The organism is Pseudomonas sp. VA159-2 (genome assembly GCF_024126635.1).
GTDB classification, from domain to species: Bacteria; Pseudomonadota; Gammaproteobacteria; order Pseudomonadales; family Pseudomonadaceae; genus Aquipseudomonas; species Aquipseudomonas muyukensis.
Window position 1 is genome coordinate 1 of sequence record NZ_JAMYBV010000022.1, and the last position, 20,948, is coordinate 20,948.

20 protein-coding genes and 1 tRNA gene are annotated in these 20,948 nt (G+C 65.6%); 11 read left to right on the forward strand and 10 right to left on the reverse strand.

From position 1 onward, the window contains the following. Window positions 1–61: 61 nt before the first annotated feature. Complete coding sequence (locus tag NJG22_RS18895; RefSeq protein WP_253096610.1) at window positions 62–751, reverse strand: crotonase/enoyl-CoA hydratase family protein; 690 nt, start codon at window positions 749–751, stop codon at window positions 62–64. Between the two features lie 290 nt (window positions 752–1,041). Here NJG22_RS18895 and NJG22_RS18900 point away from each other — a divergent pair. Next, window positions 1,042–1,131, forward strand: a tRNA-Ser gene (locus NJG22_RS18900). Window positions 1,132–1,297: 166 nt separating this feature from the next. Here NJG22_RS18900 and NJG22_RS18905 read toward each other — a convergent pair. Next, window positions 1,298–3,445: a TonB-dependent siderophore receptor gene (locus NJG22_RS18905; RefSeq protein ID WP_253096612.1), complete on the reverse strand. Its 2,148-nt coding sequence runs from the start codon at window positions 3,443–3,445 to the stop codon at window positions 1,298–1,300. A gap of 185 nt (window positions 3,446–3,630) precedes the next feature. Then, window positions 3,631–4,008, reverse strand: a complete 378-nt coding sequence (locus NJG22_RS18910) for a hypothetical protein (RefSeq protein ID WP_253096614.1) — start codon at window positions 4,006–4,008, stop codon at window positions 3,631–3,633. A 442-nt stretch (window positions 4,009–4,450) separates the two neighbouring features. On the opposite strand from NJG22_RS18910, the gene NJG22_RS18915 reads away from it, so the two are divergent. The 5 genes from NJG22_RS18915 (at window position 4,451) to NJG22_RS18935 (ending at window position 10,752) form a co-directional block, all read left to right on the forward strand. Then, entirely contained in the window at window positions 4,451–5,908 is a 1,458-nt protein-coding gene (locus NJG22_RS18915) for a serralysin family metalloprotease (RefSeq protein WP_253096616.1), read from the forward strand. A 51-nt stretch (window positions 5,909–5,959) separates the two neighbouring features. After that, the gene (locus NJG22_RS18920; protein WP_253096618.1) at window positions 5,960–6,334 is read left to right on the forward strand and encodes an AprI/Inh family metalloprotease inhibitor; all 375 of its coding nucleotides are present in this window, start codon (window positions 5,960–5,962) and stop codon (window positions 6,332–6,334) included. Window positions 6,335–6,379: 45 nt separating this feature from the next. Continuing rightward, window positions 6,380–8,101: a type I secretion system permease/ATPase gene (locus NJG22_RS18925; RefSeq protein ID WP_253096620.1), complete on the forward strand. Its 1,722-nt coding sequence runs from the start codon at window positions 6,380–6,382 to the stop codon at window positions 8,099–8,101. After that, window positions 8,098–9,390 carry an HlyD family type I secretion periplasmic adaptor subunit gene (locus NJG22_RS18930; protein ID WP_253096622.1) on the forward strand — a complete coding sequence of 431 codons (1,293 nt, stop codon included), beginning with the start codon at window positions 8,098–8,100 and terminating at the stop codon, window positions 9,388–9,390. Before NJG22_RS18925 ends, NJG22_RS18930 begins: the two co-directional genes overlap by 4 nt. A gap of 78 nt (window positions 9,391–9,468) precedes the next feature. Next, window positions 9,469–10,752, forward strand: coding sequence for a TolC family outer membrane protein (locus tag NJG22_RS18935; RefSeq protein WP_253096719.1), 1,284 nt, complete (start codon window positions 9,469–9,471; stop codon window positions 10,750–10,752). Between the two features lie 144 nt (window positions 10,753–10,896). Here NJG22_RS18935 and NJG22_RS18940 read toward each other — a convergent pair whose 3' ends face one another. Continuing rightward, the gene (locus tag NJG22_RS18940) at window positions 10,897–12,096 is read right to left on the reverse strand and encodes an MFS transporter (RefSeq protein WP_253096624.1); all 1,200 of its coding nucleotides are present in this window, start codon (window positions 12,094–12,096) and stop codon (window positions 10,897–10,899) included. Window positions 12,097–12,204: 108 nt separating this feature from the next. On the opposite strand from NJG22_RS18940, the gene NJG22_RS18945 reads away from it, so the two are divergent. Further along, entirely contained in the window at window positions 12,205–13,083 is an 879-nt protein-coding gene (locus NJG22_RS18945; RefSeq protein WP_253096626.1) for a LysR family transcriptional regulator, read from the forward strand. A 153-nt stretch (window positions 13,084–13,236) separates the two neighbouring features. On the opposite strand, the gene NJG22_RS18950 is transcribed toward NJG22_RS18945, so the two are convergent. Then, window positions 13,237–13,986 (reverse strand): 3-oxoacyl-ACP reductase family protein, encoded by a 750-nt coding sequence (locus tag NJG22_RS18950; RefSeq protein WP_253096628.1) that lies wholly within the window; start codon window positions 13,984–13,986, stop codon window positions 13,237–13,239. A 123-nt stretch (window positions 13,987–14,109) separates the two neighbouring features. On the opposite strand from NJG22_RS18950, the gene NJG22_RS18955 reads away from it, so the two are divergent. Continuing rightward, window positions 14,110–15,033 carry a LysR family transcriptional regulator gene (locus NJG22_RS18955; RefSeq protein ID WP_253096630.1) on the forward strand — a complete coding sequence of 308 codons (924 nt, stop codon included), beginning with the start codon at window positions 14,110–14,112 and terminating at the stop codon, window positions 15,031–15,033. Window positions 15,034–15,036: 3 nt separating this feature from the next. Here NJG22_RS18955 and NJG22_RS18960 read toward each other — a convergent pair whose 3' ends face one another. Then, the gene (locus NJG22_RS18960; protein ID WP_253096632.1) at window positions 15,037–15,519 is read right to left on the reverse strand and encodes a GreA/GreB family elongation factor; all 483 of its coding nucleotides are present in this window, start codon (window positions 15,517–15,519) and stop codon (window positions 15,037–15,039) included. A 2-nt stretch (window positions 15,520–15,521) separates the two neighbouring features. Then, the gene (locus tag NJG22_RS18965; RefSeq protein WP_253096634.1) at window positions 15,522–15,920 is read right to left on the reverse strand and encodes a hypothetical protein; all 399 of its coding nucleotides are present in this window, start codon (window positions 15,918–15,920) and stop codon (window positions 15,522–15,524) included. A 135-nt stretch (window positions 15,921–16,055) separates the two neighbouring features. Here NJG22_RS18965 and earP point away from each other — a divergent pair, with 135 nt between their 5' ends. Both earP and efp read left to right on the forward strand, forming a co-directional pair. Continuing rightward, window positions 16,056–17,189: an elongation factor P maturation arginine rhamnosyltransferase EarP gene (earP, locus tag NJG22_RS18970; RefSeq protein WP_253096635.1), complete on the forward strand. Its 1,134-nt coding sequence runs from the start codon at window positions 16,056–16,058 to the stop codon at window positions 17,187–17,189. Window positions 17,190–17,237: 48 nt separating this feature from the next. Continuing rightward, on the forward strand, window positions 17,238–17,807 hold the full coding sequence (gene efp / locus NJG22_RS18975) for an elongation factor P (RefSeq protein WP_060483780.1): 570 nt from the start codon (window positions 17,238–17,240) through the stop codon (window positions 17,805–17,807). A gap of 241 nt (window positions 17,808–18,048) precedes the next feature. On the opposite strand, the gene NJG22_RS18980 is transcribed toward efp, so the two are convergent. The 3 genes from NJG22_RS18980 to NJG22_RS18990 form a co-directional block, all read right to left on the reverse strand. Further along, entirely contained in the window at window positions 18,049–18,477 is a 429-nt protein-coding gene (locus NJG22_RS18980; protein ID WP_253096637.1) for an organic hydroperoxide resistance protein, read from the reverse strand. 129 nt (window positions 18,478–18,606) lie between these two features. Beyond that, window positions 18,607–19,062, reverse strand: coding sequence for a MarR family transcriptional regulator (locus NJG22_RS18985; protein WP_253096639.1), 456 nt, complete (start codon window positions 19,060–19,062; stop codon window positions 18,607–18,609). 58 nt (window positions 19,063–19,120) lie between these two features. Beyond that, entirely contained in the window at window positions 19,121–20,074 is a 954-nt protein-coding gene (locus NJG22_RS18990) for a LysR family transcriptional regulator (protein ID WP_253096641.1), read from the reverse strand. A gap of 115 nt (window positions 20,075–20,189) precedes the next feature. Here NJG22_RS18990 and NJG22_RS18995 point away from each other — a divergent pair, with 115 nt between their 5' ends. Next, on the forward strand, window positions 20,190–20,939 hold the full coding sequence (locus NJG22_RS18995) for a sulfite exporter TauE/SafE family protein (RefSeq protein WP_253096643.1): 750 nt from the start codon (window positions 20,190–20,192) through the stop codon (window positions 20,937–20,939). Window positions 20,940–20,948: the final 9 nt, after the last annotated feature.

Below are 20,948 nucleotides of genomic sequence, written 5' to 3' on the forward strand. Positions count from 1 at the left end.
GGCCGCGGCGCGGCCCTTTCGCGACACGAGGCCGCTCCTACAGAAGAGCTTGCAAAAAGGCTCAGCCCAGGTGGTTCTGGTCGACCAGGATCGCTTCGTCCAGGGCCTCCAGCAGGCCCTTGCGCACTTTCAACTTGGTGTTCTTGTGCGCCAGCATGTTCAGCTTCTTCAGTTCGCGGGCCGCGGCCAGGGCCACCTCCTGCAACTGCTCGGCCGGCACCACCTTGTCGAGGAAGCCGGCTTCGCGGGCGCCCTGCGGGTCGAAGATCTCGGCATTGTTGACCGAGCGCTGGAAGGCGGCACGGCCCAGGCGATCACGGGCCAGTTCGATGCCGGCGTGATGCATGGTCATGCCGATCTGCACTTCGTTCAGGCAGATCTTGTACGGGCCTTCGACACCGATGCGGTAGTCGGCCGAGAGCAGCAGGAAGGCCCCTTTGGCCACGGCGTTGCCGGGGCAGGCGACGATCACCGGGAACGGGTGCGACAGCAGGCGGCGAGCCAAGGTAGAGCCAGCGGTAACCAGGCCGACGGCCTCCTTGGGCCCGGCGGTCATCACCTTGAGGTCGTAGCCGCCGGAGAGAATACCCGGCTGGCCGGTGATGATCACCACCGCGCGTTCTTCCACCGCGCGGTCCAGCGCGGCATTGAAGGCTGTGATCACGTCCGGCGAGATGGCGTTGACCTTGCCGTTGTTCAGGGTCAGGGTAGCGATGCCGTCTTCGGCATGGTAGGTAAGCAGCTCGCTCATGGCAGAGTCCTTTGGATGGCGTGGCGACGACGTTACCCAGCCCGAGAGGCGAGGTAAAGCGCGAAGACTGACTGGCCGGTCAGCGCCCGGGCGCCATGCCTAGCGCCGACAGGGCAGGGGCTTGGGCGCGGGGAAAAGCGCTGGGCACAATGGCAGCATTGCCTTGATTGCCTGGGATTTTCCAGCGATTGGCTTAAGCGCATGAAAATTCTGAAAAAAATGCTTGCCAAAGAAAAGCGCTTCTACTAAATTAGCGCGCCTCGACAGGCTGAACAGCTTGAAGAGAAAACGGTGAAGTGTCCGAGTGGTCGAAGGAGCACGCCTGGAAAGTGTGTATACGAGAAATCGTATCAAGGGTTCAAATCCCTTCTTCACCGCCACATTCTACGAGAAGCCCCCGAATCGAAAGGTTCGGGGGCTTTTTGTTTTACGCCTTGAGGCGCGCCTCGCCCTTTGTAGGAGCCGGCCTTGCCGGCGAACACCGGCGTGGCCGGGTGCCCAACCCCGCATCGCCTGGTTCGCCAGCAAGGCTGGCGCCTACAGCCCTTAGAAGTTGACCGAGGCCGACAGCCTGGCCGTGCGCGGCGCACCCTGGAACAGGTAGTTGTCGCCCAGGTAGTCGCCTACGTCGCGCCAGTAGCGCTTGTCGAACAGGTTGTCCACGGTCAGGCGCAGCACGGTGTCGTAGCCGCCGATCTGGGTGCGGTAGCGGCTGCCGATGTCGAACACGGTGTAGCCGCCGACCTCGACATTGCCGGCCTGGCTGGCGTACTTGCTGGCGCTGTAGCGGGCACCGCCGAGCAGCGCCAGGCCCGGCACGGGCAGGGCATAGTCGGCCTGCAACGCGGCGCGCAGGCGCGGCACGTTGATTGCCTGGTGGCCTTCGTAGGCCTCGGTGTCGCTGTCCTGCACCCGGGCGCGGATCGCCGCGGCGCTGGCCTGGATCTGCAGCCTGGAGGTGACCCAGCCGCTGGCGCCGAGCTCCAGGCCGGTGTTTTTCTGCTGGCCTTGCTGCACATAGGTGAAGCCGCCACCCGCGTCGGGGCGGGCGTATTGATAGGCCTGGCGGATCTGGAACAGCGCGGCAGTGAAGCTCATGCCTTGCCAGTCACGCTTGATGCCTACTTCGAGCTGGCGCGACAGGGTGGGGGCGAGAATCTCGAATTTGTTGCTGGCGAACCATGGCGCGGTACCGCCAGCGGAAATGCCCTTCGAATAGCTGGCATACAGGGTGGTATCAGGCTGCGGCTTGTAGATCAGTGCGGCATTGGGTAGCAGCTGGTATTGCTGGGTGTGGCGACCTGCAACGCCATCCTGGTCCCAGGTCCTTTCGTCCAGGCGCACTTCCCGGGCACCGATCACTGTCTGCCAGTGCTCGTTGAAGGAAATCCGGTCACTGAAGAACAAGCCGTACTGGCGGCTGTCCAGGCGACGTTCGCTGTGACCGATCGGTATGTCGGACGGTGCCAATCCCGGCGCACCCGTGTAGATGTTGCCGGGTTGAGTCGGATCCAGTAGCTGGTTGTAACCCGGCCTCTGGTCGAGCGTACGGCGTTGGGCGCTGGCCCCCACTGTCAGCTCGTGGCCCACGCCGAAGGCATCGAGGCGCCCGTCGAGCATGGCCTGTGCCTCGTCGATCCGCCGGGTATCGTCGGGGCTGCGGAAATCGTAGATATCGTAGTTGCCTTCCGGGCTGAAATGGGCGTCCCAGCCGCCATTGCTACCCCAGGCAAACGCACTGTAATCATCGATCACCACCTTGCTGCGCGACGCGCTCAGGGTCCCGTTCCAGCTGTCGTTGAACTGGTACTTGAAGCGCCCGCCCAGGTTCAGCGAGTCGTTCTGCACCGGCTTGGCCCATTGCTGCCAGGCCAGGTGATCCTTGGGGTCGACGCCATGGGGCAGTTGCGTGCCGCCCAGCAGTTGGTAGCCCGGCACCGAGAACTGCTCGCGGTGCTGGTACTCGGCGTCCAGCTCCAGCACCGCGTTGGGGTTGATCTGCCAGTCGAAGGCCAGGGCGGCGAAGTCGCGCTGGCCGTCGGCATGGTCGACATACGAGCGGATGTCTTCATGGGCCAGGTTCAGGCGCAGGCCGAACTGGCGCTCGGCACCGAACCAGCCACCCAGGTCGGTGGCCAGGTAGCGCTCGCCCTGCTCGTTGCTCGACACACTGAGGCTGCGCACCTCTTCCGGGCGCTTGGTCACGTAGTTGACCAGCCCGCCAGGCTCCGACACGCCGCTTTGCAGCCCGGACAAACCCTTGAGCAGTTCCACCTGCTGCTTGTTCTCCAGCGCCACGTTCTGCTCGCCAGCGATGGTCTGGCCGTTGATCCGGTAGCTGCTGGCGGCGTTGAGCTCGAAGCCGCGCACGTTGAAGTTCTCGTAGTAGCCGACCGGCGCATAGCTGTCGCCCACCGAGGCATCACTGTGCAGGACCTCGCTGAGCGTGCGCACCTGGCGGTCGTCGAGCAGTTGGCGGTTGAACACGCTGACCGCGGCAGGGGTGTCGAGCAGCGGCGCGGTGTGCAGGCCGCCGACCTGGGCCTCGCGTGCCTGGTAGCCGCTGTTGTCCTGCACTTCAGAGATGCGCACCGGGGCCAGCGTCACGCTGTCGGCGGCCAGGCCCTGGCCGCTGTGCAGGGCAAGGCCCAGGCCGAGCAGGCCAAGGGGCAGGCGAGGGCGAAGCGGGGTCATGCGGGGCTCCTGTCGGGCGGGCAAAAGGGCGCCATGGTAGCAGGCTGCCGGACCTTTCAGGGGCTGGGCTGGGGCAGTGCCGTCGCACGCCCGCTCCCGCAATCATGGCGTCGGCACGATCGCTGTAGGAGCCGGCGTGCCGGCGAAAGGCCAATACTGTGAATACCAACGACGCGGGCCGTGCTTCAGGCCGCGACTGGCCGTTGGTGGCGGCGCCAGCTGTCGTCGATCTTCGACCAGGTCTTGCCGTCGGTGATCGCCAGCAGCTTGCGGCCATCCTTGAAGGTAGCGAGGAAGGTCACCTCGTCTTCCTTGCCGCCGAGCAGCAGGCCGGCGAGCAGGCCGACCGGCCCGGCCACCAGCGCGCCGGCCACCCCCCAACCCAGGGCGCTGCCCAGGCTGCGGGTGGTTTCGAGGTTGGCCAGCTTCAGGTCCTGGATTCGCGTCAGCGAGATGCGCTCGCCGGGCCAGGGGCTGCGTGGGGTCTTGAGAGTGAGCGCTCCATTGCGATACTCGCCTTCACCTTGCAAGAAATCGCCGGATTGCACCGTGAGTCTTGTCATTGTGTCGTCCTGTCAGGAAGGGGCTTTTGACCAACGCCTACTGAGCGCCCGGCACGCTGGCAAGTCAACGGCCAGGCGACGGAGGGTCGTGTGACCCGTGGTCGCACGCGTTGGGCCAAGACGAAGGAGCGCGAATGAACATCAGCCACAAGTCGCGTTTTCATAACTAAACTTCGATTGGTTATATAAATAAGTCATCGTGCATGACTGGAACTCATGCTTTCAGGTGTTGCGGCTGATCCATCGCAGTTTGTGCAAATTAGTGCGGCGCAGATGAATCTTCGAAAACGAAAAAATGACGTCAAAAAAGGCTGGACATCAAGTTTCATTTTGTGTCAGTTTTTTTGCGCCTCATAAGGGCGAGTGACAGGACGTTCTCGCCAGGTGCAAGAACGCCTGTCTGACATCAATGGCTTTTTTGTTAAACAAGGAAGTAACCTGCATGTCGAAAGTCAAAGAAAACGCTATTGCATCGGCCGTCTCCGCACTGCAGCCGAAAGGCCCGAGTGCTTCCTATGGGCTGATCAATAGTTTTGCCCACCAGTACGATCGCGGCGGCGCGAACATCAACGGCAAGAAGTCCTTCACGGCCGACCAGGCCGCCGATCACATCCTGCGTGACGGCGCGTCCTGGAAAGACCTGAACAAGGACGGCACGATCAGCCTGACCTACACCTTCCTGACCAAGGCACCGGGCGATTTCTACAGCCGCGGACTGGGCACCTTCAGCCAGTTCAGCGACCTGCAGAAAGAGCAGGCCAAGCTGTCCATGCAGTCCTGGGCGGACGTGGCCAAGGTCACCTTCACCGAGGCGGCCTCGGGTGGCGACGGCCACATGACCTTCGGCAACTTCAGCGCCAGCAACGGCGGCGCGGCGTTCGCCTACCTGCCGTTCGACGGCCCGGGTTCGCACAAGGGCGAGTCCTGGTACCTGATCAACAGCGGCTACCAGGTCAACATCACCCCAGGCACCGGCAACTACGGCCGCCAGACCCTGACCCACGAAATCGGCCACGTGCTCGGCCTGTCCCACCCCGGCGACTACAACGCCGGCCAGGGCAACCCGACCTACCGTGACGCCGACTACGCCCAGGACACCCGCGGCTACAGCGTCATGAGCTACTGGAGCGAAAGCAACAACGGCCAGAGCTTCGTCAAGGGCGGCGGTCAGTACTACGCCTCGGCCCCGCTGATGGACGACATCCTGGCGATCCAGAAGCTCTACGGCGCCAACTACGCCACCCGTGCCAGCGACACCACCTATGGCTTCAACTCCACCGCTGACCGCGACTTCTACTCGGCCACTTCGGCCTCGTCGAAGCTGGTGTTCTCGGTGTGGGACGGTGGCGGCAACGACACCTTCGACTTCTCCGGGTTCACCCAGAACCAGAAGATCAACCTCAACGAAGCGTCGTTCTCCGACGTCGGCGGCATGGTCGGTAACGTGTCCATCGCCAAGGGCGTGACCATCGAGAACGCCATCGGCGGCTCGGGCAACGACCTGCTGATCGGCAACGCGCTGGCCAACGTGCTCAAGGGTGGTGCCGGCAACGACATCATCTACGGCGGTGGCGGTGCCGACCAACTGTGGGGCGGCACTGGCGCGGACACCTTCGTCTACGCCGCCATCAGCGACTCGACCAAGGCGGCGCCGGACCGGATCATGGACTTCACCTCGGGTGTGGACAAGATCGACCTGTCGGCCATCTCGGCCTTTGCCGCGAACAAGCTGCCGCTGCAGTTCGTCAACGCCTTCACCGGCCATGCCGGCGAGGCGCTGCTGACCTACGACCAGGCCACCAACCTGGGCAGCCTGTCCATCGACTTCACCGGAAACAGCTCGGCTGACTTCCTGGTGACCACCGTTGGCCAGGCCGCTGTCACCGACATCGTGGTCTGATGCAACAGGGGGCGGCGCTTGCGCTGCCCCTTTTGCCGACGAGGCCGGTGAATGAACATGATTGTGCGAACGATCGCGCTGGGCGCGATGACCCTGATGGCAATGACCGAGGTAGCTATGGCGAGCAGCCTGTTACTCCCCAATCCCGCGCAACTGGCCGGTGATTGGACGCTTTATCCCGATGCGCAGCAGGCGCAGGCGTGCAACCTGCACCTGGGCGCCAGCGAAGGCGAGATCGAAGGCGACCTGGACTGCGCCAGGGACTTGCTCGGCCTGCGCCCCGGCAGCTGGTTGGTAACGCCCGACACCCTGGCCCTGGTGGGCGGGGATGGCAGCAGCGTGGTGCACTTCAGCCGTGACGGCGGGCACTATGCCTGGACCCGTCCGGACGGTACCCAACTGGTGCTCCAGCGCCAGGCCAAATAACCCCGCCCTGAAACTTGAAAAGTTTCAGGTAAACAAGGGCGAAACATGAAACTACCGAGCAAAAAGCCCGGGGCGCCTTTGTGGGCGGCACTCGGCGAATATAAATCGACCTTGATCAGCGTGGGCTGTTTCACCGCCTTGATCAACTTGCTCATGCTGGTGCCGTCTATTTATATGCTTCAAGTGTACGACCGTGTACTGAGTTCGCAGAACACCACAACTTTGTGGATGCTGACCCTGATGGTGGTCGGTTTCTTCGTGTATATAGGCGCGCTGGAAGCGGTGCGCAGTTTCATTGTCATCCGGGTGGGTAACCAGCTGGAAAAAAGTTTCAACCTCAAGGTCTATCGCGCGGCCTTCGAGCGCAACTTGCGCCAGCGTGATGGTGCCGCCGGACAGGCCTTGGGCGACCTCACCCAACTGCGCCAGTTCATCACCGGCCCGGCGTTGTTCGCCTTCTTCGACGCACCTTGGTTCCCCCTGTACCTGGCGGTGATCTTCGTCTTCAACGTCTGGCTCGGGGTGATGGCCACGGTCGGCGCGTTGCTGCTGATCGCCCTGGCCGTGCTCAACGAGCGCATGACCCACGCCACCCTGGCCGAGGCCAGCGGCTTCCAGCAGCAATCGACGCAACTGGCCGGCAGCCAGTTGCAGAGCGCCGAGAGCATCCAGGCCATGGGCATGCTCGGCGCGTTGCGCCAGCGCTGGTTCAGCCTGCACGGGCGGTTCCTCGACCTGCAGAACAAGGCCAGCGACACCTCGGCGGTGATCACCGCCACCAGCAAGGGCCTGCGCCTGTGCCTGCAATCGCTGGTGCTGGGGCTGGGGGCGCTGCTGGTGATCGAGGGGCAGATGACCCCGGGCATGATGATCGCCGGGTCCATCCTCATGGGCCGGGTGCTGGCGCCGATCGACCAGCTGATCGCGGTATGGAAGCAATGGAGCGGCGCCCAGCTGGCCTACCAGCGCCTGGACAGCCTGCTGCGCGAGCACCCGGAGCCACCGGCACCGATGCCGTTGCCGGCGCCGACCGGGCAACTGAGCGTGGAGCAGATCAGTGCCGGCCCGCCCGGGCGTAACCAGGCCACCTTGCAGCAGGTGCACTTCGCCCTGGCGGCGGGGGAGTTGCTGGGGGTGCTGGGGGCCTCGGGTTCGGGCAAGTCGACCCTGGCCAAGGTCCTGGTTGGCGTGTGGCCGACCCTTGGCGGCCATGTCCGCCTGGATGGCGCCGAGCTCAGCCAGTGGGACCGCGAGGCCCTCGGCCCGCACATTGGCTATCTGCCCCAGACTATCGAGCTGCTGCGCGGCAGCATCGCCGAGAATATCGCCCGCTTCGGCGAGCTGGACAGCCACAAGGTGGTCGAGGCCGCGCGCCTGGCCGGGGTCCACGAGCTGATCCTGCGCCTGCCCCAGGGCTACGACACGCGCCTGGGCGAGGAGGGCGTCGACCTGTCCGGTGGGCAGAAGCAGCGCATCGCCCTGGCCCGCGCCTTGTACGGCAACCCCAGCCTGGTGGTGCTCGACGAGCCCAACTCCAACCTCGACAGCCACGGCGAATCGGCCCTGGCCAGCGCGCTGGTGCAGCTCAAGGCCCAGGGCCGTACCGTGGTGCTGGTGACCCATCGCAGCGCGGCGCTGGCCCAGGCCGACAAGTTGCTGGTGATGAACGAAGGCCGCATGCAGGGCTTCGGGCCTGCCCGCGACATTCTCCATGCCATGGGCCAGGCCCAGGCGCAACGACCGCTGCAGGCCGGAGGTGGCGCATGAGCCGACACGAACGCGATGCCCGTTTCCATGTGCGCCTGGGCTGGGCGCTGACGCTGCTTGGCTTTGGCGGCTTCATGGCCTGGGCCAGCCTGGCGCCGCTCGACCAGGGGGTGCCGGTGCAAGGCACCGTGGTGGTCTCGGGCAAGCGCAAGGCGGTGCAGTCGATGGCGGCGGGCGTGGTCAGCCGGATCCTGGTCAGCGAGGGCCAGGCGGTGCACCAGGGCGAGCCGCTGTTTCGCCTTGACGGCACCCAGGCGCAGGCCGATGTCGATGCCTTGCAGGCCCAGTACCGCATGACCCGCGCCAGCCTGGCACGCTGGCAGAGCGAGCGCGACAACCTGGCCCAGGTGCAGTTTCCCGCCGAGCTGCTGGAAGACACCGACGCCCGCCTGGCGTTGATCCTCGAAGGCCAGCGGCAGCTGTTCGACAGCCGTCGCCAGGCCCAGGCCCGCGAGCAGGGCGCGCTGGCGGCGAGCATCGATGGCTCCCAGGCCCAGTTGGGCGGCATGCGCCGCGCCCGTGGCGACCTGCAGGCCCAGGCCGACTCGCTGCGCGAGCAACTGGACAGCCTGCGCCCGTTGGCCGGCGATGGCTACATCCCGCGCAACCGCGTGCTCGAGTACCAGCGCCAGTTGTCGCAGGTGCAGCGCGACCTGGCGCAGAACGCCGGCGAAAGCGCGCGCCTGGAGCAGGTGATCGTCGAGGCGCGGCTCAACCTGCAACAGCGCCGCGAGGAGTACCAGAAGGAGGTGCGCAGCCAACTGGCCGAGGCCCAGGTCAAGGCCGCGACCCTGGAGCAGCAGCTCAATTCCGCGCACTTCGAATTGCAGCACAGCGAGATCCTGGCGCCGGCCGACGGTATCGCGGTCAACCTTGGCGTGCACACTGAAGGCGCGGTGGTGCGCGCCGGCGATACCTTGCTGGAGATCGTGCCCCAGGGCACCGCGCTGGAAGTGGAAGGGCGCCTGCCGGTGAACCTGGTGGACAAGGTCGCCCTGCAGCTGCCGGTGGACATCCTGTTCACCGCCTTCAACCAGAACCGCACGCCGCGGGTCAGCGGGGAGGTGGCGCTGGTTTCCGCCGACCAGTTGATCGACGAACGCAGCGGCCAGCCGTACTACGTGCTGCGCAGCACCGTCAGCGAAGAGGCGCTGGCGCGCCTGCAGGGCCTGGCGATCCGCCCGGGCATGCCGGCCGAGCTGTTCGTGCGTACCGGTGAGCGCTCGCTGCTCAACTACCTGTTCAAACCCCTGCTCGATCGCGCAGGTACCGCCTTGACCGAACAATAAGGACGCCCAGTGAAGAAGTACCCACTGATCGGGCTGCTGGTCGCCTGTGCCTGGCTGCCGGCAGCCACCCAGGCGGCCATGGGGCCGTTCCAGGTCTACGAGCAGGCCCTGCGCCGCGACCCGACCTACCTTGCCGCCTTCAAGGCCCGCGAGGCGGGCCAGGAATACCGCGCCATCGGCCGCGCCGGCCTGCTGCCGAACATCTCGTACAGCTACAACAAAGGGCGCAACGACTCCGAGGTGCGCTACCTGGGGGATTCGCGGCGGCAAAAGGAAGACCGCAACTACAACAGCATGGGTTCGACCTTCATCCTCCAGCAGCCGCTGTTCGACTACGAGGCCTATGCCAGCTACCGCAAGGGCGTGGCCCAGGCGCTGTACGCCGACGAGAGCTTCCGCGACCAGAGCCAGCAACTGCTGGTGCGGGTGATGACCAGCTACACCCAGGCGCTGTTCGCCCAGGACCAGATCGCCATCAGCGTTGCCAGCAAGCAGGCCTACCGCCAGCAGTTCCAGCAGAACCAGCGGCTGTTCGATGCCGGCGAAGGCACGCGCACCGACATTCTCGAAGCCCAGGCCCGCTATGAACTGGCCGATGCCGAAGAGATCCAGGCGCGCAACGACCAGGACGCCGCCCTGCGCGAGCTGGGCGCGCTGATCGGCGAGCCGGCGGTACGGGTCGAGGACCTGGCGCCGCTGCGCGTCGGCTTCGCCTTGCCGGTGGTCGACCCGAGCGGCTACGAGGCCTGGCAGGCGCGCGCGCTGGCCAACAACCCGCAGCTGGCCTCATCGCGCCAGGCGCTGGATGTGGCGCGTTACGAAGTGGAGCGTAACCGCGCCGGGCACCTGCCCAAGGTCACCGCCTTCGCCACCTCGCGGCGCCAGGAGTCGGACAGCGGCAACACCTACAACCAGCGCTACGACACCAATACCGTGGGCATCGAGGTCAGCGTGCCGATCTTCGCCGGCGGCGGGGTGATGGCCTCGACCCGCCAGGCCAGCCGGCACCTGGAGCAGGCCGAGTACGAGCTGGACGGCAACACCCGCAGCGCGCTGATCGAACTGCGCAAGCAGTACAACGCCTGCCAGTCCGGCGCCAGCCGCCTGCGTGCCTATGAGCGGGCGCTGGTGGCGGCCGAGGCGCTGGTGGTGTCCACGCGCAAGAGCGTGCAAGGGGGCGAGCGGGTCAACCTCGATGTGCTCAACGCCGAGCAGCAGTTGGCCACCACTCGCCGCGACCTGGCCCAGGCGCGCTACGACTACCTGTTGGCGTGGATCAAGCTGCACTACCAGGCGGGGATGCTCAGCGAAACGCAACTGGCGCGGGTGGACGAAGCGTTCATCGAGGGCAAGTCAGGCTGACCAGGCATGCACAAATCCCTGCAGGAGCGGCCTTGCCGAGGCGTCGGACCGGTCGGAAAGGGGTGCGAAGCGCCCCCAGGATTCGTGCATCAAGCTGATATCGCCGGGGCCGCTACGCGGCCCTTTCGCGACACAAGGCCGCTCCTACAGGGGGGATATCCCGACGCTCAGGCGTTTCCCTCGCTTGCGCTCAGCCAGCCCCCACACCACCAGCGCAAGCGCCCCGATCACCAGCCCCGCTACCACGATCCCATCCCACCCATGCACCTCGAACAGCTGCGTCCCCAGCAGCGACCCCAACGCCCCGCCGATGAAGTAGCAGGTGATGTAACCGGCATTGAGCCGTGTGCGGGCCTCGGGGCGCAGCACGATCACCGCGTTCTGGTTGCTCACATGCACCAGCTGCACCGCCAGGTCGAGCAGCAACACCCCCACCAGCAACGCCGCCAGCGAACTTTGCGCGAAGCCCAGCGGCACCCACGACAGCAACAGCGCCACCAGGCCAACGGTAGTGCCCAGCGGGCCCTTGCCGCGGTCGGCCAGGCGCCCGGCCCAGTTGGCCGCCAGCGCACCGACCGCGCCAGCCAGGCCGAACAGGCCGATTACCGCGTCCGAATAGTGGTAGGGCGCATCGCTCAGCAGGAATGCCAGGGGCGTCCAGAACAAGGCGAACAGGCTGAACGCCAGCAGCCCGAGCAACGAACGCAGGCGCAGCACCGGCTCTTCGAGGAACAGGCGAAACACCGAGCCGATCAGCGCCGGGTACTTCAGCCCGGCGTGGCTGTGGTGCTGCGGCAGGCTGCGGTACAGGGCCAGGGCGCTGAGCGCCATCAGCAGCGCCGCCAGCACATAGATGCTGCGCCAGCCGCCCAGCTCGGCCATGAAGCCGGCGGCGGTGCGCGCCAGCAGGATGCCCAGCAGCAACCCGCTCATCAATGTGCCCACGGCGCGGCCGCGTTGCTGCGGGACACTGAGGGCGGCGGCCATGGGCACCAGCACTTGCGCCACCACCGAGAACAACCCGGTCAGCGCTGTGCCGAACAGCAGCCACGGCAGGCTCGGCGCGCAAGCGCTGATCACCAGGCCGGCGGTGGCGATCAGTACCATGGTCACGATCAGCCGGCGCTGTTCGAACAGGTCGCCCAGCGGCGCCAGCAGCAACAGTCCGGCGCCGTAGCTGAGCTGGGCGGCGATGACGATGGTGCCGGCGCTGGCGGTGCTCAGGCCAAACTGTTGGGCGATGCTGTGCAGCAGCGGCTGGGCGTAGTAGTTGCTGGCCACGGCCAGGCCGGTGGCGGTGGCCATCAGCAGGATCAGGGCGCGACCGAGAGTCGGGGAGTTCATGGGCAGTCTCGTTGCAGGCAAGGTTGTGTGGTGGCAAGTATCAGGAAGTGTCTGGCATGACACCAATGTATAGTTTTCAACTTATCCATCTTGAAAGCAGATAGATCGATGAACCTCAAGCAGCTCGAATATGCCCTGGCTGTGGCCGACAGTGGCAGCTTCACCCGCGCCGCCGAGCGTTGCCATGTGGTGCAGTCGGCGCTCAGCCACCAGGTGGCGCGCCTGGAGGCGCAGTTGGGGGTGAGCCTGTTCGAGCGCAGCTCGCGGCGCGTGCGCCTGACCCCGGCCGGCGAGGCCTTCGTGCTCAGCGCCCGGCCGGCGGTGGCGGCGGCCAGGCGGGTGGCCGAGGATGTCGCGGCCGCCTGCGGACAGGTGCGTGGGCGCCTGTCGATCGGCGAAATCAGCTCGCTCACGGCGCTGGATTTGGTCGACCTGCTGGCGGTGTTCCACCAGCGTTATCCGGATGTCGAGGTGCGCTGGTTGACCGCCAAGAGCGAGCTGCTGCTGGCCGATGTGTGCGAGCGGCGCCTGGACGTCGGCTTCATCGGTTTGTGGCAGGGCGAAGTGCTGCACGGTGTGCAGCATCGCCTGCTGGCGCGGGAGGAGTTGCTGGCGGTGCTGCCGCCTGGCCATCGTTTGGCGGGCAAGGCGCAGCTGGCCCTGGCCGAGCTGGCCGACGAGGTGCTGGTGGACTTTCCCGAGGGCACCGGGGCGCGTCGGCAGACCGACGAGGCGTTCCAGGCGGCAGGGTTGCGGCATCGGGTGCAATTCGAAATCGGCCATATTCGCCTGGTGGAAAAGTTCGTCCAGCGGAGCATGGCCGTTGGCCTGGTCCCCGAGCGTATCGCTCGGGGCTTCAAGGATGTCGTCATGGTGCCGCTGGTGGAGGCGCCGGTGCGGCATCTGTATGCAGTCTGGTCGCCGAGCCCCACGCCGGCGGCGCGGGCGTTTCTCGACGTAATGGAACAGAGCCTTCCATCGACCTGATGCTGCCCTGTAGGAGCGGCCTTGTGTCGCGAAAGGGCTGCATAGCAGCCCCAGGATTTCAGCATCGACGCATGGATTGCCGGGGCCGCTGCGCAGCCCTTTCCGACCGGTCCGACGCCTTGCCGAGGCCGCTCCTACAAGGGCTGTGGTGAATCAGGCCGCGAACCCACCATCGGCCAGCAGGCTCGCCCCGGTGATGTACCCCGCCTCGGGCCCAGCCAGGTAGGCGACGAAACTGGCGATCTCTTCCACCTGCCCATAGCGGCCGATCGCCATCAACGGGATCAGGCTGTCGGCGAACTCGCCGCTGGCCGGGTTCATGTCGGTGTCCACCGGCCCCGGTTGCACGTTGTTGACGGTGATCCCCTGCGGCCCCAGGTCGCGCGCCAGGCCCTTGGTCAGGCCGACCAGCGCCGACTTGCTCATGGCGTAGGGGGCGCCGCCGGCGAACGGCATGCGCTCGGCGTTGGTGCTGCCGATATTGATGATGCGCCCGCCCTGGCCCATGTGCTTCACCGCGGCTTGGGTGGCGACGAACACGCTGCGCACGTTGACCGCCAGCAGACGATCGAACTCGCCAAGGTCGAACTCTGCCACCGGCGCCACCGCCAGCACACCGGCGTTGTTGACCAGGATATCCAGGCCACCGAAGGCCTGGACGGTGTCGGCCACGGCTTGTTGCACGGCGCTGGCATCGGCGCTGTCGGCGCGCAGGGCCAGGGCCTGGCCGCCGTTGTCGTTGATCTGCGCGGCCAGGGCCTGGGCCACGGTGGCGGAGCTGACATAGGTGAAGGCGACCTTGGCGCCGTCGCGGGCCAGACGGCGGACGATGGCCGCGCCGATACCACGGGAGCCGCCCTGGACCAGGGCCACCTTGCCGGTGAGGGGAAGTTGCTGGGACATGCTGATCTCCTGCGTTCAAGCCAGGCCGGATGCCTTGGATGGACGCAGTATCGACCTTGGATTACCTGCTGATAAGATGGCAATCACGATATGCAGAGTAAACCTTTGGTTGGTAATGGCCCTATGGAATCGTTCAGCAGCCTCGAATGTTTCGTCCGTAGCGCCGAGGTCGGCAGCTTTGCCGAAGCGGCCCGGCGCCTGTCCCTGACCCCGGCGGCAGTGGGCAAGAACGTCGCTCAGTTGGAGGCCCGCCTGGGGGTACGGCTGTTCCAGCGCAGCACGCGCAAGCTGACCCTGACCGAGGCCGGGCAGCGATTCCTGGGTGAGGTCAGCGACAGCTTGCGCACCATCCAGTACGCCATGGCCAACCTGGCCAGTGCCGAAGGCCAGCCGGCCGGTTTGCTGCGGGTGAGCATGGGGATGGTGTTCGGGCGCCTCTACGTGCTGCCGCTGTTGGCCGAGTTCCTGCGCCGTTACCCGGCGATCACCCCCGACTGGCACTTCGACAATCGCCAGGTGGACCTGATCGGCCAGGGCTTCGACGCCGCCATCGGTGGTGGTTTCGAGTTGCCGCCGGGGGTGGTGGCGCGCAAGCTGACCCCGGCGCACCGGGTGCTGGTGGCCGCCCCAGCCTACCTGCAGCGGTGCCCGCCGATCGAACATCCGCAGGGGCTGCAGCGTCATGCCGGTATCCTGATCCGTTCGCCACAGACCGGACGGGTGCGGGCCTGGCCGTTGACCAGTCGCTGGCAGGAGCAGTGCCCGTTGCAACTGCCGCAGACCATGACCATGAGCGATTCCGACGCCGCCTGCGCAGTGGCCGAGCAAGCGCTGGGCATCGCCCTGGTGAGCCTGCCGTTCGCACTGCCGTATTTGAACACGGGGCGTTTGGCCCGGGTGTTGCCGGACTGGTACGTGGATGATGGGCACATCAGCCTGTACTACGCCGAGCACAAGTTGCTGCCGGGCAAGACTCGGGCGTTCATCGACTATGTCGTGGAGCGTTTCGCCGAGCAGGGGTTGGCCAAGCAGTTCAATGCCTTGTAGGCGTCAGCTGACGTCGATGATGAATTGAACCTGCGCCAGCCCATTGACCACCAGGCTGATCTCGTCATCCACCCGCTTGCCGAGCAGTTGCTGGCCCAGCGGCGCACGCGGGGTGATCACAGTCACCTGCTCGGCGCCTTCACCAATCTTCAATCCGGCGCCCTCGGGCCCGAGGAACAGCTGGCGTTGCTGGCCCGCCTCATCTTCGAGGGTCACCCGGCAACCGATCTGGATTCCCCGTGCCGGGTCGTAATCGCGCAACAGCAATTGCTGATAGGTGACCAGCGCCTGGCGGATCTCGGCGGTGCGCCGCGCCTGCCCGGTGGCCAGGTACGACGCCTCCAGCCCCAGGGTGTCGTACTTGTTCTCGGCGATGTTTTCTTCGGCGGTGGCGGCCTCGTAGGCGGTCTGGGCGGCGCGGCGCAGCACCTCCATGTCCTGTTCGAGGGTGGCGACGATGCGTTGCAGCAGGGCGGGTTTGTCCATGGTCAGTAGCAGAACTCCAGGACGTTGGCCTGGCTCTTGTCGGTCGGCGCGGTGCGGTTCTGTTGCAGCCAGAACTGGCACTTGGGGCTGTTCAGGTTGCGCGGGTTGCCCTGGGCGGCCTCGGCGGCCTGCTGCAGCTCTTGCTGGTGAAGGATCTGCTGGTAGCGTTCGAACATCTGCGCCTGGGCGTCTTCGCTCGGTGCTGGCGCGTGGGCCGGCGCAGGTTGCAGCAAGGCAGGGGCTGCGGCCTCGAGCAGCGGTTGCGCCTGCCCGGGCCACAGGCGCTGGGCCAGCCACAGGCTCAGGGCGATGGCCACGGCGCCGAGCCACAGGCCGAAGGCCACGCACAGGATCAACTGCACGGGCTTCAAGGTAATCTTAAGTTCGCGGGGGCGGGGCATGGCGGCCTCCTGGCAGGCGGGTCGAGGGCGCCATTGTCGCATGGCCCGGCGGTTATTTTCAGTGCCATGCTTTTGTCCGCGGGCATTTGCCCGCACAATCCGCGGTCTTTTTTTCGCAGGCATCGGAACCTGGCCATGAAACCCACCTGGGACATCTTCTGTACGGTCGTTGACAACTATGGCGATATCGGCGTGACCTGGCGCCTGGCCCGGCAGTTGGTGGCCGAGCACGGCATGGCCGTGCGCCTGTGGGTCGATGACCGGCAAGCTTTCCTGCGGCTATGCCCGCAGCTTGACCCTGGGGCGGCGCAGCAATGGCAGCAAGGGGTGGAGATTCGCCACTGGCCCGCCACCTGGCCAGGCGCGGAGCCGGCCCAGGTGGTGATCGGCGCCTTCGCCTGCCAACTGCCGGACGGCTACGTCCAGGCCATGGCCCAGCAGCCCACGCCCCCCTTGTGGTTGAACCTGGACTACCTGAGCGCCGAAGACTGGGTGCAAGGCTGTCATGGTTTGCCGTCGCCCCAGGCCAATGGGCTGCGCAAGTACTTCTTCTTCCCAGGCTTCACCGAGCAGACCGGCGGCCTGCTGCGTGAAGCCAGCCTGCTGCCGCGTTGCCAGGCCTTGCGCCAGACGCTCGGTGAGCGGGAGAGGTTCCTTGGTGGGCTGGGCGTGCAGCCTCAGGAAGGCGCGCGGCTGATCTCGCTGTTCGCCTATGAGAACCCGCAGTTGGGCAATTGGCTCGATGTGCTGGCTGCGGATGCCCAGCCCACCCACCTGCTGGTGCCGCAGGGGCGCATCCTCGGGGACCTGGGCGCATGGCTGGGCACGGCGCAGTTGCCCGTGGGCGCGCTGCATCGGCGTGGCGGGCTGACGGTGCAGGTGCTGCCTTTCGTCAGCCAGGACGACTACGACCGGCTGCTGTGGAGCTGCGACTTCAACGCCGTGCGCGGCGAGGATTCCTTCGTCCGCGCGCAATGGGCCGGCGTGCCGATGCTGTGGCACATCTACATCCAAGATGAGAACGCCCACTGGGACAAGCTCGAGGCGTTCCTCGCCCTCTACCGTGAAGGGCTGTCGCCGGCTGCCGGGCAGGCGCTGGTCGAGCTGTGGCGGGCCTGGAACATGGATCGGCCGATGGGGCAGGCCTGGGCGGCGCTGCAGCCGCACTGGGACGAAGTGCGCGCACATGCCCGGCAGTGGCAGGCCGCGCAGGCCGCTCGGCCGGACCTTGCCACGAGGCTGGTACAGTTTTACCGAAATTCGCTATGATACGCGGCCTCGATTTTTATAAATCCATCCAGATTCGGATACTTCGTAATGAAAACTGGTAAAGAACTGAAACCCGGTACCGTCCTGCGGATCGACAACGACCCGTGGCTGGTTCAGAAAGCTGAGTTCACCAAGTCGGGCCGTAACAGCGCGATCATGAAGACCAAGCTGAAGAACCTGCTGACCGGCTACAAGACCGAAACCGTATACGGTGCGGACGACAAGCTGGACGACGTGATCCTGGATCGCAAAGAAGCGACCCTGTCGTTCATCAGCGGTGACTCGTACACCTTCATGGACACCACCGACTACACCATGTACGAACTGAACGCCGAAGACATCGACGCCGTTCTGCCGTACATCGAAGAAGGCATGGAAGACATCTGCGAAGCGGTGTTCTTCGAAGGCCGCCTGGTATCGGTAGAACTGCCGACCACCATCAGCCGTCAGGTCGTCTACACCGAGAACGCTGCACGTGGCGACACCTCGGGCAAGGTCATGAAGCCTGCCAAGCTGAAGAACGGTACCGAGATCTCGGTTGCCGACTTCATCCAGATCGACGAGTGGATCGACATCGACACCCGCGACAACAGCTTCAAGGGCCGTTCGAAGAAGTAATCTTCTCGCGACGAGCACAAAAACCCGGCCTTGGCCGGGTTTTTTTGTGCCTGTCTCTGGCGGCTTTCCTCACCCCCTGTAGGAGCGGCCTTGCCGAGGCGTCGGACCGGTCGGAAAGGGGCGCAAAGCGCCCCCGACAGTGGAACAGGCAAATAGCAGATTCGGCCTTGCGAATTCTGGGACCGCTTTGCGGTCCTTTCGCGACACAAGGCCGCTCCTACAGGAATAGCCACCGCTGCGGTCAGACAGTCACATGCAAGCGCACATCCACATTGCCACGGGTGGCGTTGGAATAAGGGCAGACCTTATGCGCCTTCTCCACCAGCCCTTGGGCGTCGGCCTGGGCCAGGCCCGGCAGGTTGATGTGCAGGTCGATGTCCAGGCCGAAACCACCCGGGATCTGGCCAATACCGACCTTGGCGGTAATCGAGGCATCGGCCGGCAGGGCCTTTTTCTCCTGCCCGGCAACGAACTTCAGCGCGCCGATGAAGCAGGCCGAGTAACCGGCGGCGAACATCTGCTCGGGGTTGGTGCCCTCGCCACCGGCACCACCCAGCTCCTTGGGGGTACTCAGCTTGACCTCCAGCTTGCCGTCGCTGGAGCGCGATTTGCCGTCGCGACCGCCGGTGGAGGTGGCTTCTGCGATGTACAGCGGAGTGACCTTTTGCATCTTGAGCCTCGCTTGTGTGCTGCGCGCCGTCGGCGCTGAGTGGGCATGGACTTAAATTAGCGTGCAGTTATTTTGCGCGCAAGTTAAATATTCGACCATTCATCGAACAGCTCGCGCACAGCATAGCCGTCAGAGGTGATCTTGCAGTTGCGCGCGCAGTGCCAGCAGGTCGGCTTGCAGTTTTTGCAGCTGTTCGGCGCTGTGGCCGCTGGCCTGGAGGATGCAGTGGGGCACGCGGCGGGCTTCGCCTTGCAAGGCGCGGCCCTTGTCGGTCAGTTGCACCAGCACCACGCGCTCGTCCTCGCGGCTGCGACTGCGCTTGAGCAGGCCTTCGCTTTCCAGGCGCTTGAGCAAGGGGGTCAGGGAGCCGGGGTCGGTGAGCAGGCGCTGGCTGATCTCGCCCACGGTCATGCCGTCCCGTTCCCACAGCACGAGCATGGCCAGGTATTGCGGGTAGGTCAGGCCCAGGGCCTGCAGCAGCGGTTTGTAGACCTTGGTCATCAGCAACGAGGTGGAGTGCAGGGCGAAGCACACCTGGTTGTCCAGCAATAGCTCGTTGCAGGGAGCTTGGGTGTCGGCGTTCATGCAGGTCCTTGGTATCGATGAGGATGGAAATCTAGCACGCCAAAGCTTGGTGCGCTCATTACCAGCGCAGCTCGCTTCTCAGGGCCAGGTCCCAAGGTGGTAGCGGACTGAATCGGCTCTTGAGGAATTCGAGCAGCAAACGGCTGCGAGAGTTCGTTTCGTGTTCCAGGCGCAGGGCATAAATGCCGCTGGTTTCGGGCTCGGGCAGGCCGCTTTGGCAAAACAGCGGGAGCAATTCGCCACGCAGCAGGTAGTCGCTGATCAACCAGGTGGGCAGGTGGGCCACGCCCAATCCTGCGAGGGCACCGAACAGCAGGGTCTCGGCGTTGTTGGCGGCCATGCGCATGCGGGCGGGGCGGTACAGCCGGGTCTGGCCGTCGACGTTGAAGCGCCAGGCGAACGGCGGTGCCAGGCCATCCCAGTCCAGGCCATCGTGGCCGGGCAGCTCGCTGGGGCAAGCCGGCACCCCGCGGCTGGCCAGGTAGGCGGGGCTGGCGCAGGCGATGCGCACCATGTAGGCCAGGGGCGTGGCCACCAGGCGGGTGTCGGCCAGGGGGCCGGCGCGCAGCACCAGGTCGACTTCGCCCAGGTGGCTGCCGTGCAGGTCGACGAAGCTGTCGATCAGGCGTAGTTGCACGTCGAGCCCGGGGTAGGCCACCAGGAAGTCGGCAATGGCCGGGGCCAGGTGGCGTCGGCCAAAGGCGGCCGGGGCGTCGATGCGAATCAAGCCTTCGGGGGCATTGCTCAGCGACACCGCCTCGGCCCGCGCCAGGCGCAGCTCTTCGATGATACGCCGGGCCCGCTCGGCGAACGCGTTGCCTGCCGGAGTGGGGCGCACGGCATGGGTGCTGCGCGAGAACAGGCGGCTGCCCACGGCGCTTTCCAGATTGTCGATGCGCCGGGCCACGGCGGAGGGGGTCAAGGGGTGGCGACGGGCGGCGGCGGAGAAACTGCCGGTTTCCAGCACGTCGAGAAACAGGCTCAGTTGTTCGGTGAGAATATCGGGGCTCATAGAGGGTGTGCTTATGCAAGATACGCACAGCCATTGTGCGCTGCTGTGCGTTTCCCCGCTAGCCGCGACTGGGTAGCATGCTGCTCATTCTCTGAAACAGGCGCAAGAGGCCCGGATGATCGAGTGGTTGATGTATATCGTGTTGGGGGCGGCGCTGGGTACCTTGGGCGGCTTGTTTGGTATTGGTGGCGGGTTGATCGCGATTCCGGCGCTGGGGGTGTTGTTCGGCCTCGACCAGCAGCTGGCCCAGGGCACGGCGCTGGTGATGGTGGTGCCCAACGTGCTGTTGGCGTTGTGGCGCTATCACCAGCGCAACCGCATCGAGCTGCGCCATGCCGTGCCGTTGTCGTTGTGCAGTTTCGTGTTCGCCTGGCTGGGGGCGATCTGGGCCGTCGGGATCGATGCCCAGTCAATGCGCCTGTACTTCGTCGGTTTTCTGGTGGTCCTGGCGGTGTGGAACGTGGCGCGGATGTTCCTGCCGGTGAGGCCGCCGAGCAACCAGCTGCGCTATCGGTGGCCGTGGCTGGGCGTGTTGGGCAGCTTTGCCGGGACCATGGGCGGGCTGTTCGGCGTGGGTGGGGCGGTGGTGGCCACGCCGATATTGACTTCGGTGTTCGGCACGACCCAGGTCGTGGCCCAGGGCCTGTCGCTGGCGCTGGCGGCGCCGAGCACCCTGGTGACGCTATTGACCTATGGCCTGCACCAGAGTGTCGTCTGGAGCGTCGGTATCCCCCTGGCGATCGGTGGTTTGCTCAGCATCAGCTGGGGCGTGAAGCTGGCCCATGCGTTGCCGGAGAAGGTGCTGCGGGCAATGTTCTGCGGGTTCCTGGTGGTGTGTGCGCTGATGCTCGGGTTCGAGCTGTAGTGTGCAGGG

Coding starts and splice junctions, on each gene's coding strand:
- NJG22_RS18915 (WP_253096616.1), top strand. CDS start 4,451: ATGTCGAAAGTCAAAGAAAACGCTATTGCATCGGCCGTCTCCGCACTG.
- NJG22_RS18920 (WP_253096618.1), top strand. CDS start 5,960: ATGAACATGATTGTGCGAACGATCGCGCTGGGCGCGATGACCCTGATG.
- NJG22_RS18945 (WP_253096626.1), top strand. CDS start 12,205: ATGAACCTCAAGCAGCTCGAATATGCCCTGGCTGTGGCCGACAGTGGC.
- NJG22_RS18930 (WP_253096622.1), top strand. CDS start 8,098: ATGAGCCGACACGAACGCGATGCCCGTTTCCATGTGCGCCTGGGCTGG.
- earP (WP_253096635.1), top strand. CDS start 16,056: ATGAAACCCACCTGGGACATCTTCTGTACGGTCGTTGACAACTATGGC.
- NJG22_RS18935 (WP_253096719.1), top strand. CDS start 9,469: ATGGGGCCGTTCCAGGTCTACGAGCAGGCCCTGCGCCGCGACCCGACC.
- NJG22_RS18910 (WP_253096614.1), bottom strand. CDS start 4,008: ATGACAAGACTCACGGTGCAATCCGGCGATTTCTTGCAAGGTGAAGGC.
- NJG22_RS18960 (WP_253096632.1), bottom strand. CDS start 15,519: ATGGACAAACCCGCCCTGCTGCAACGCATCGTCGCCACCCTCGAACAG.
- NJG22_RS18990 (WP_253096641.1), bottom strand. CDS start 20,074: ATGAGCCCCGATATTCTCACCGAACAACTGAGCCTGTTTCTCGACGTG.
- NJG22_RS18950 (WP_253096628.1), bottom strand. CDS start 13,986: ATGTCCCAGCAACTTCCCCTCACCGGCAAGGTGGCCCTGGTCCAGGGC.
- NJG22_RS18980 (WP_253096637.1), bottom strand. CDS start 18,477: ATGCAAAAGGTCACTCCGCTGTACATCGCAGAAGCCACCTCCACCGGC.
- efp (WP_060483780.1), top strand. CDS start 17,238: ATGAAAACTGGTAAAGAACTGAAACCCGGTACCGTCCTGCGGATCGAC.
- NJG22_RS18995 (WP_253096643.1), top strand. CDS start 20,190: ATGATCGAGTGGTTGATGTATATCGTGTTGGGGGCGGCGCTGGGTACC.
- NJG22_RS18940 (WP_253096624.1), bottom strand. CDS start 12,096: ATGAACTCCCCGACTCTCGGTCGCGCCCTGATCCTGCTGATGGCCACC.
- NJG22_RS18925 (WP_253096620.1), top strand. CDS start 6,380: ATGAAACTACCGAGCAAAAAGCCCGGGGCGCCTTTGTGGGCGGCACTC.
- NJG22_RS18955 (WP_253096630.1), top strand. CDS start 14,110: ATGGAATCGTTCAGCAGCCTCGAATGTTTCGTCCGTAGCGCCGAGGTC.
- NJG22_RS18965 (WP_253096634.1), bottom strand. CDS start 15,920: ATGCCCCGCCCCCGCGAACTTAAGATTACCTTGAAGCCCGTGCAGTTG.
- NJG22_RS18895 (WP_253096610.1), bottom strand. CDS start 751: ATGAGCGAGCTGCTTACCTACCATGCCGAAGACGGCATCGCTACCCTG.
- NJG22_RS18985 (WP_253096639.1), bottom strand. CDS start 19,062: ATGAACGCCGACACCCAAGCTCCCTGCAACGAGCTATTGCTGGACAAC.
- NJG22_RS18905 (WP_253096612.1), bottom strand. CDS start 3,445: ATGACCCCGCTTCGCCCTCGCCTGCCCCTTGGCCTGCTCGGCCTGGGC.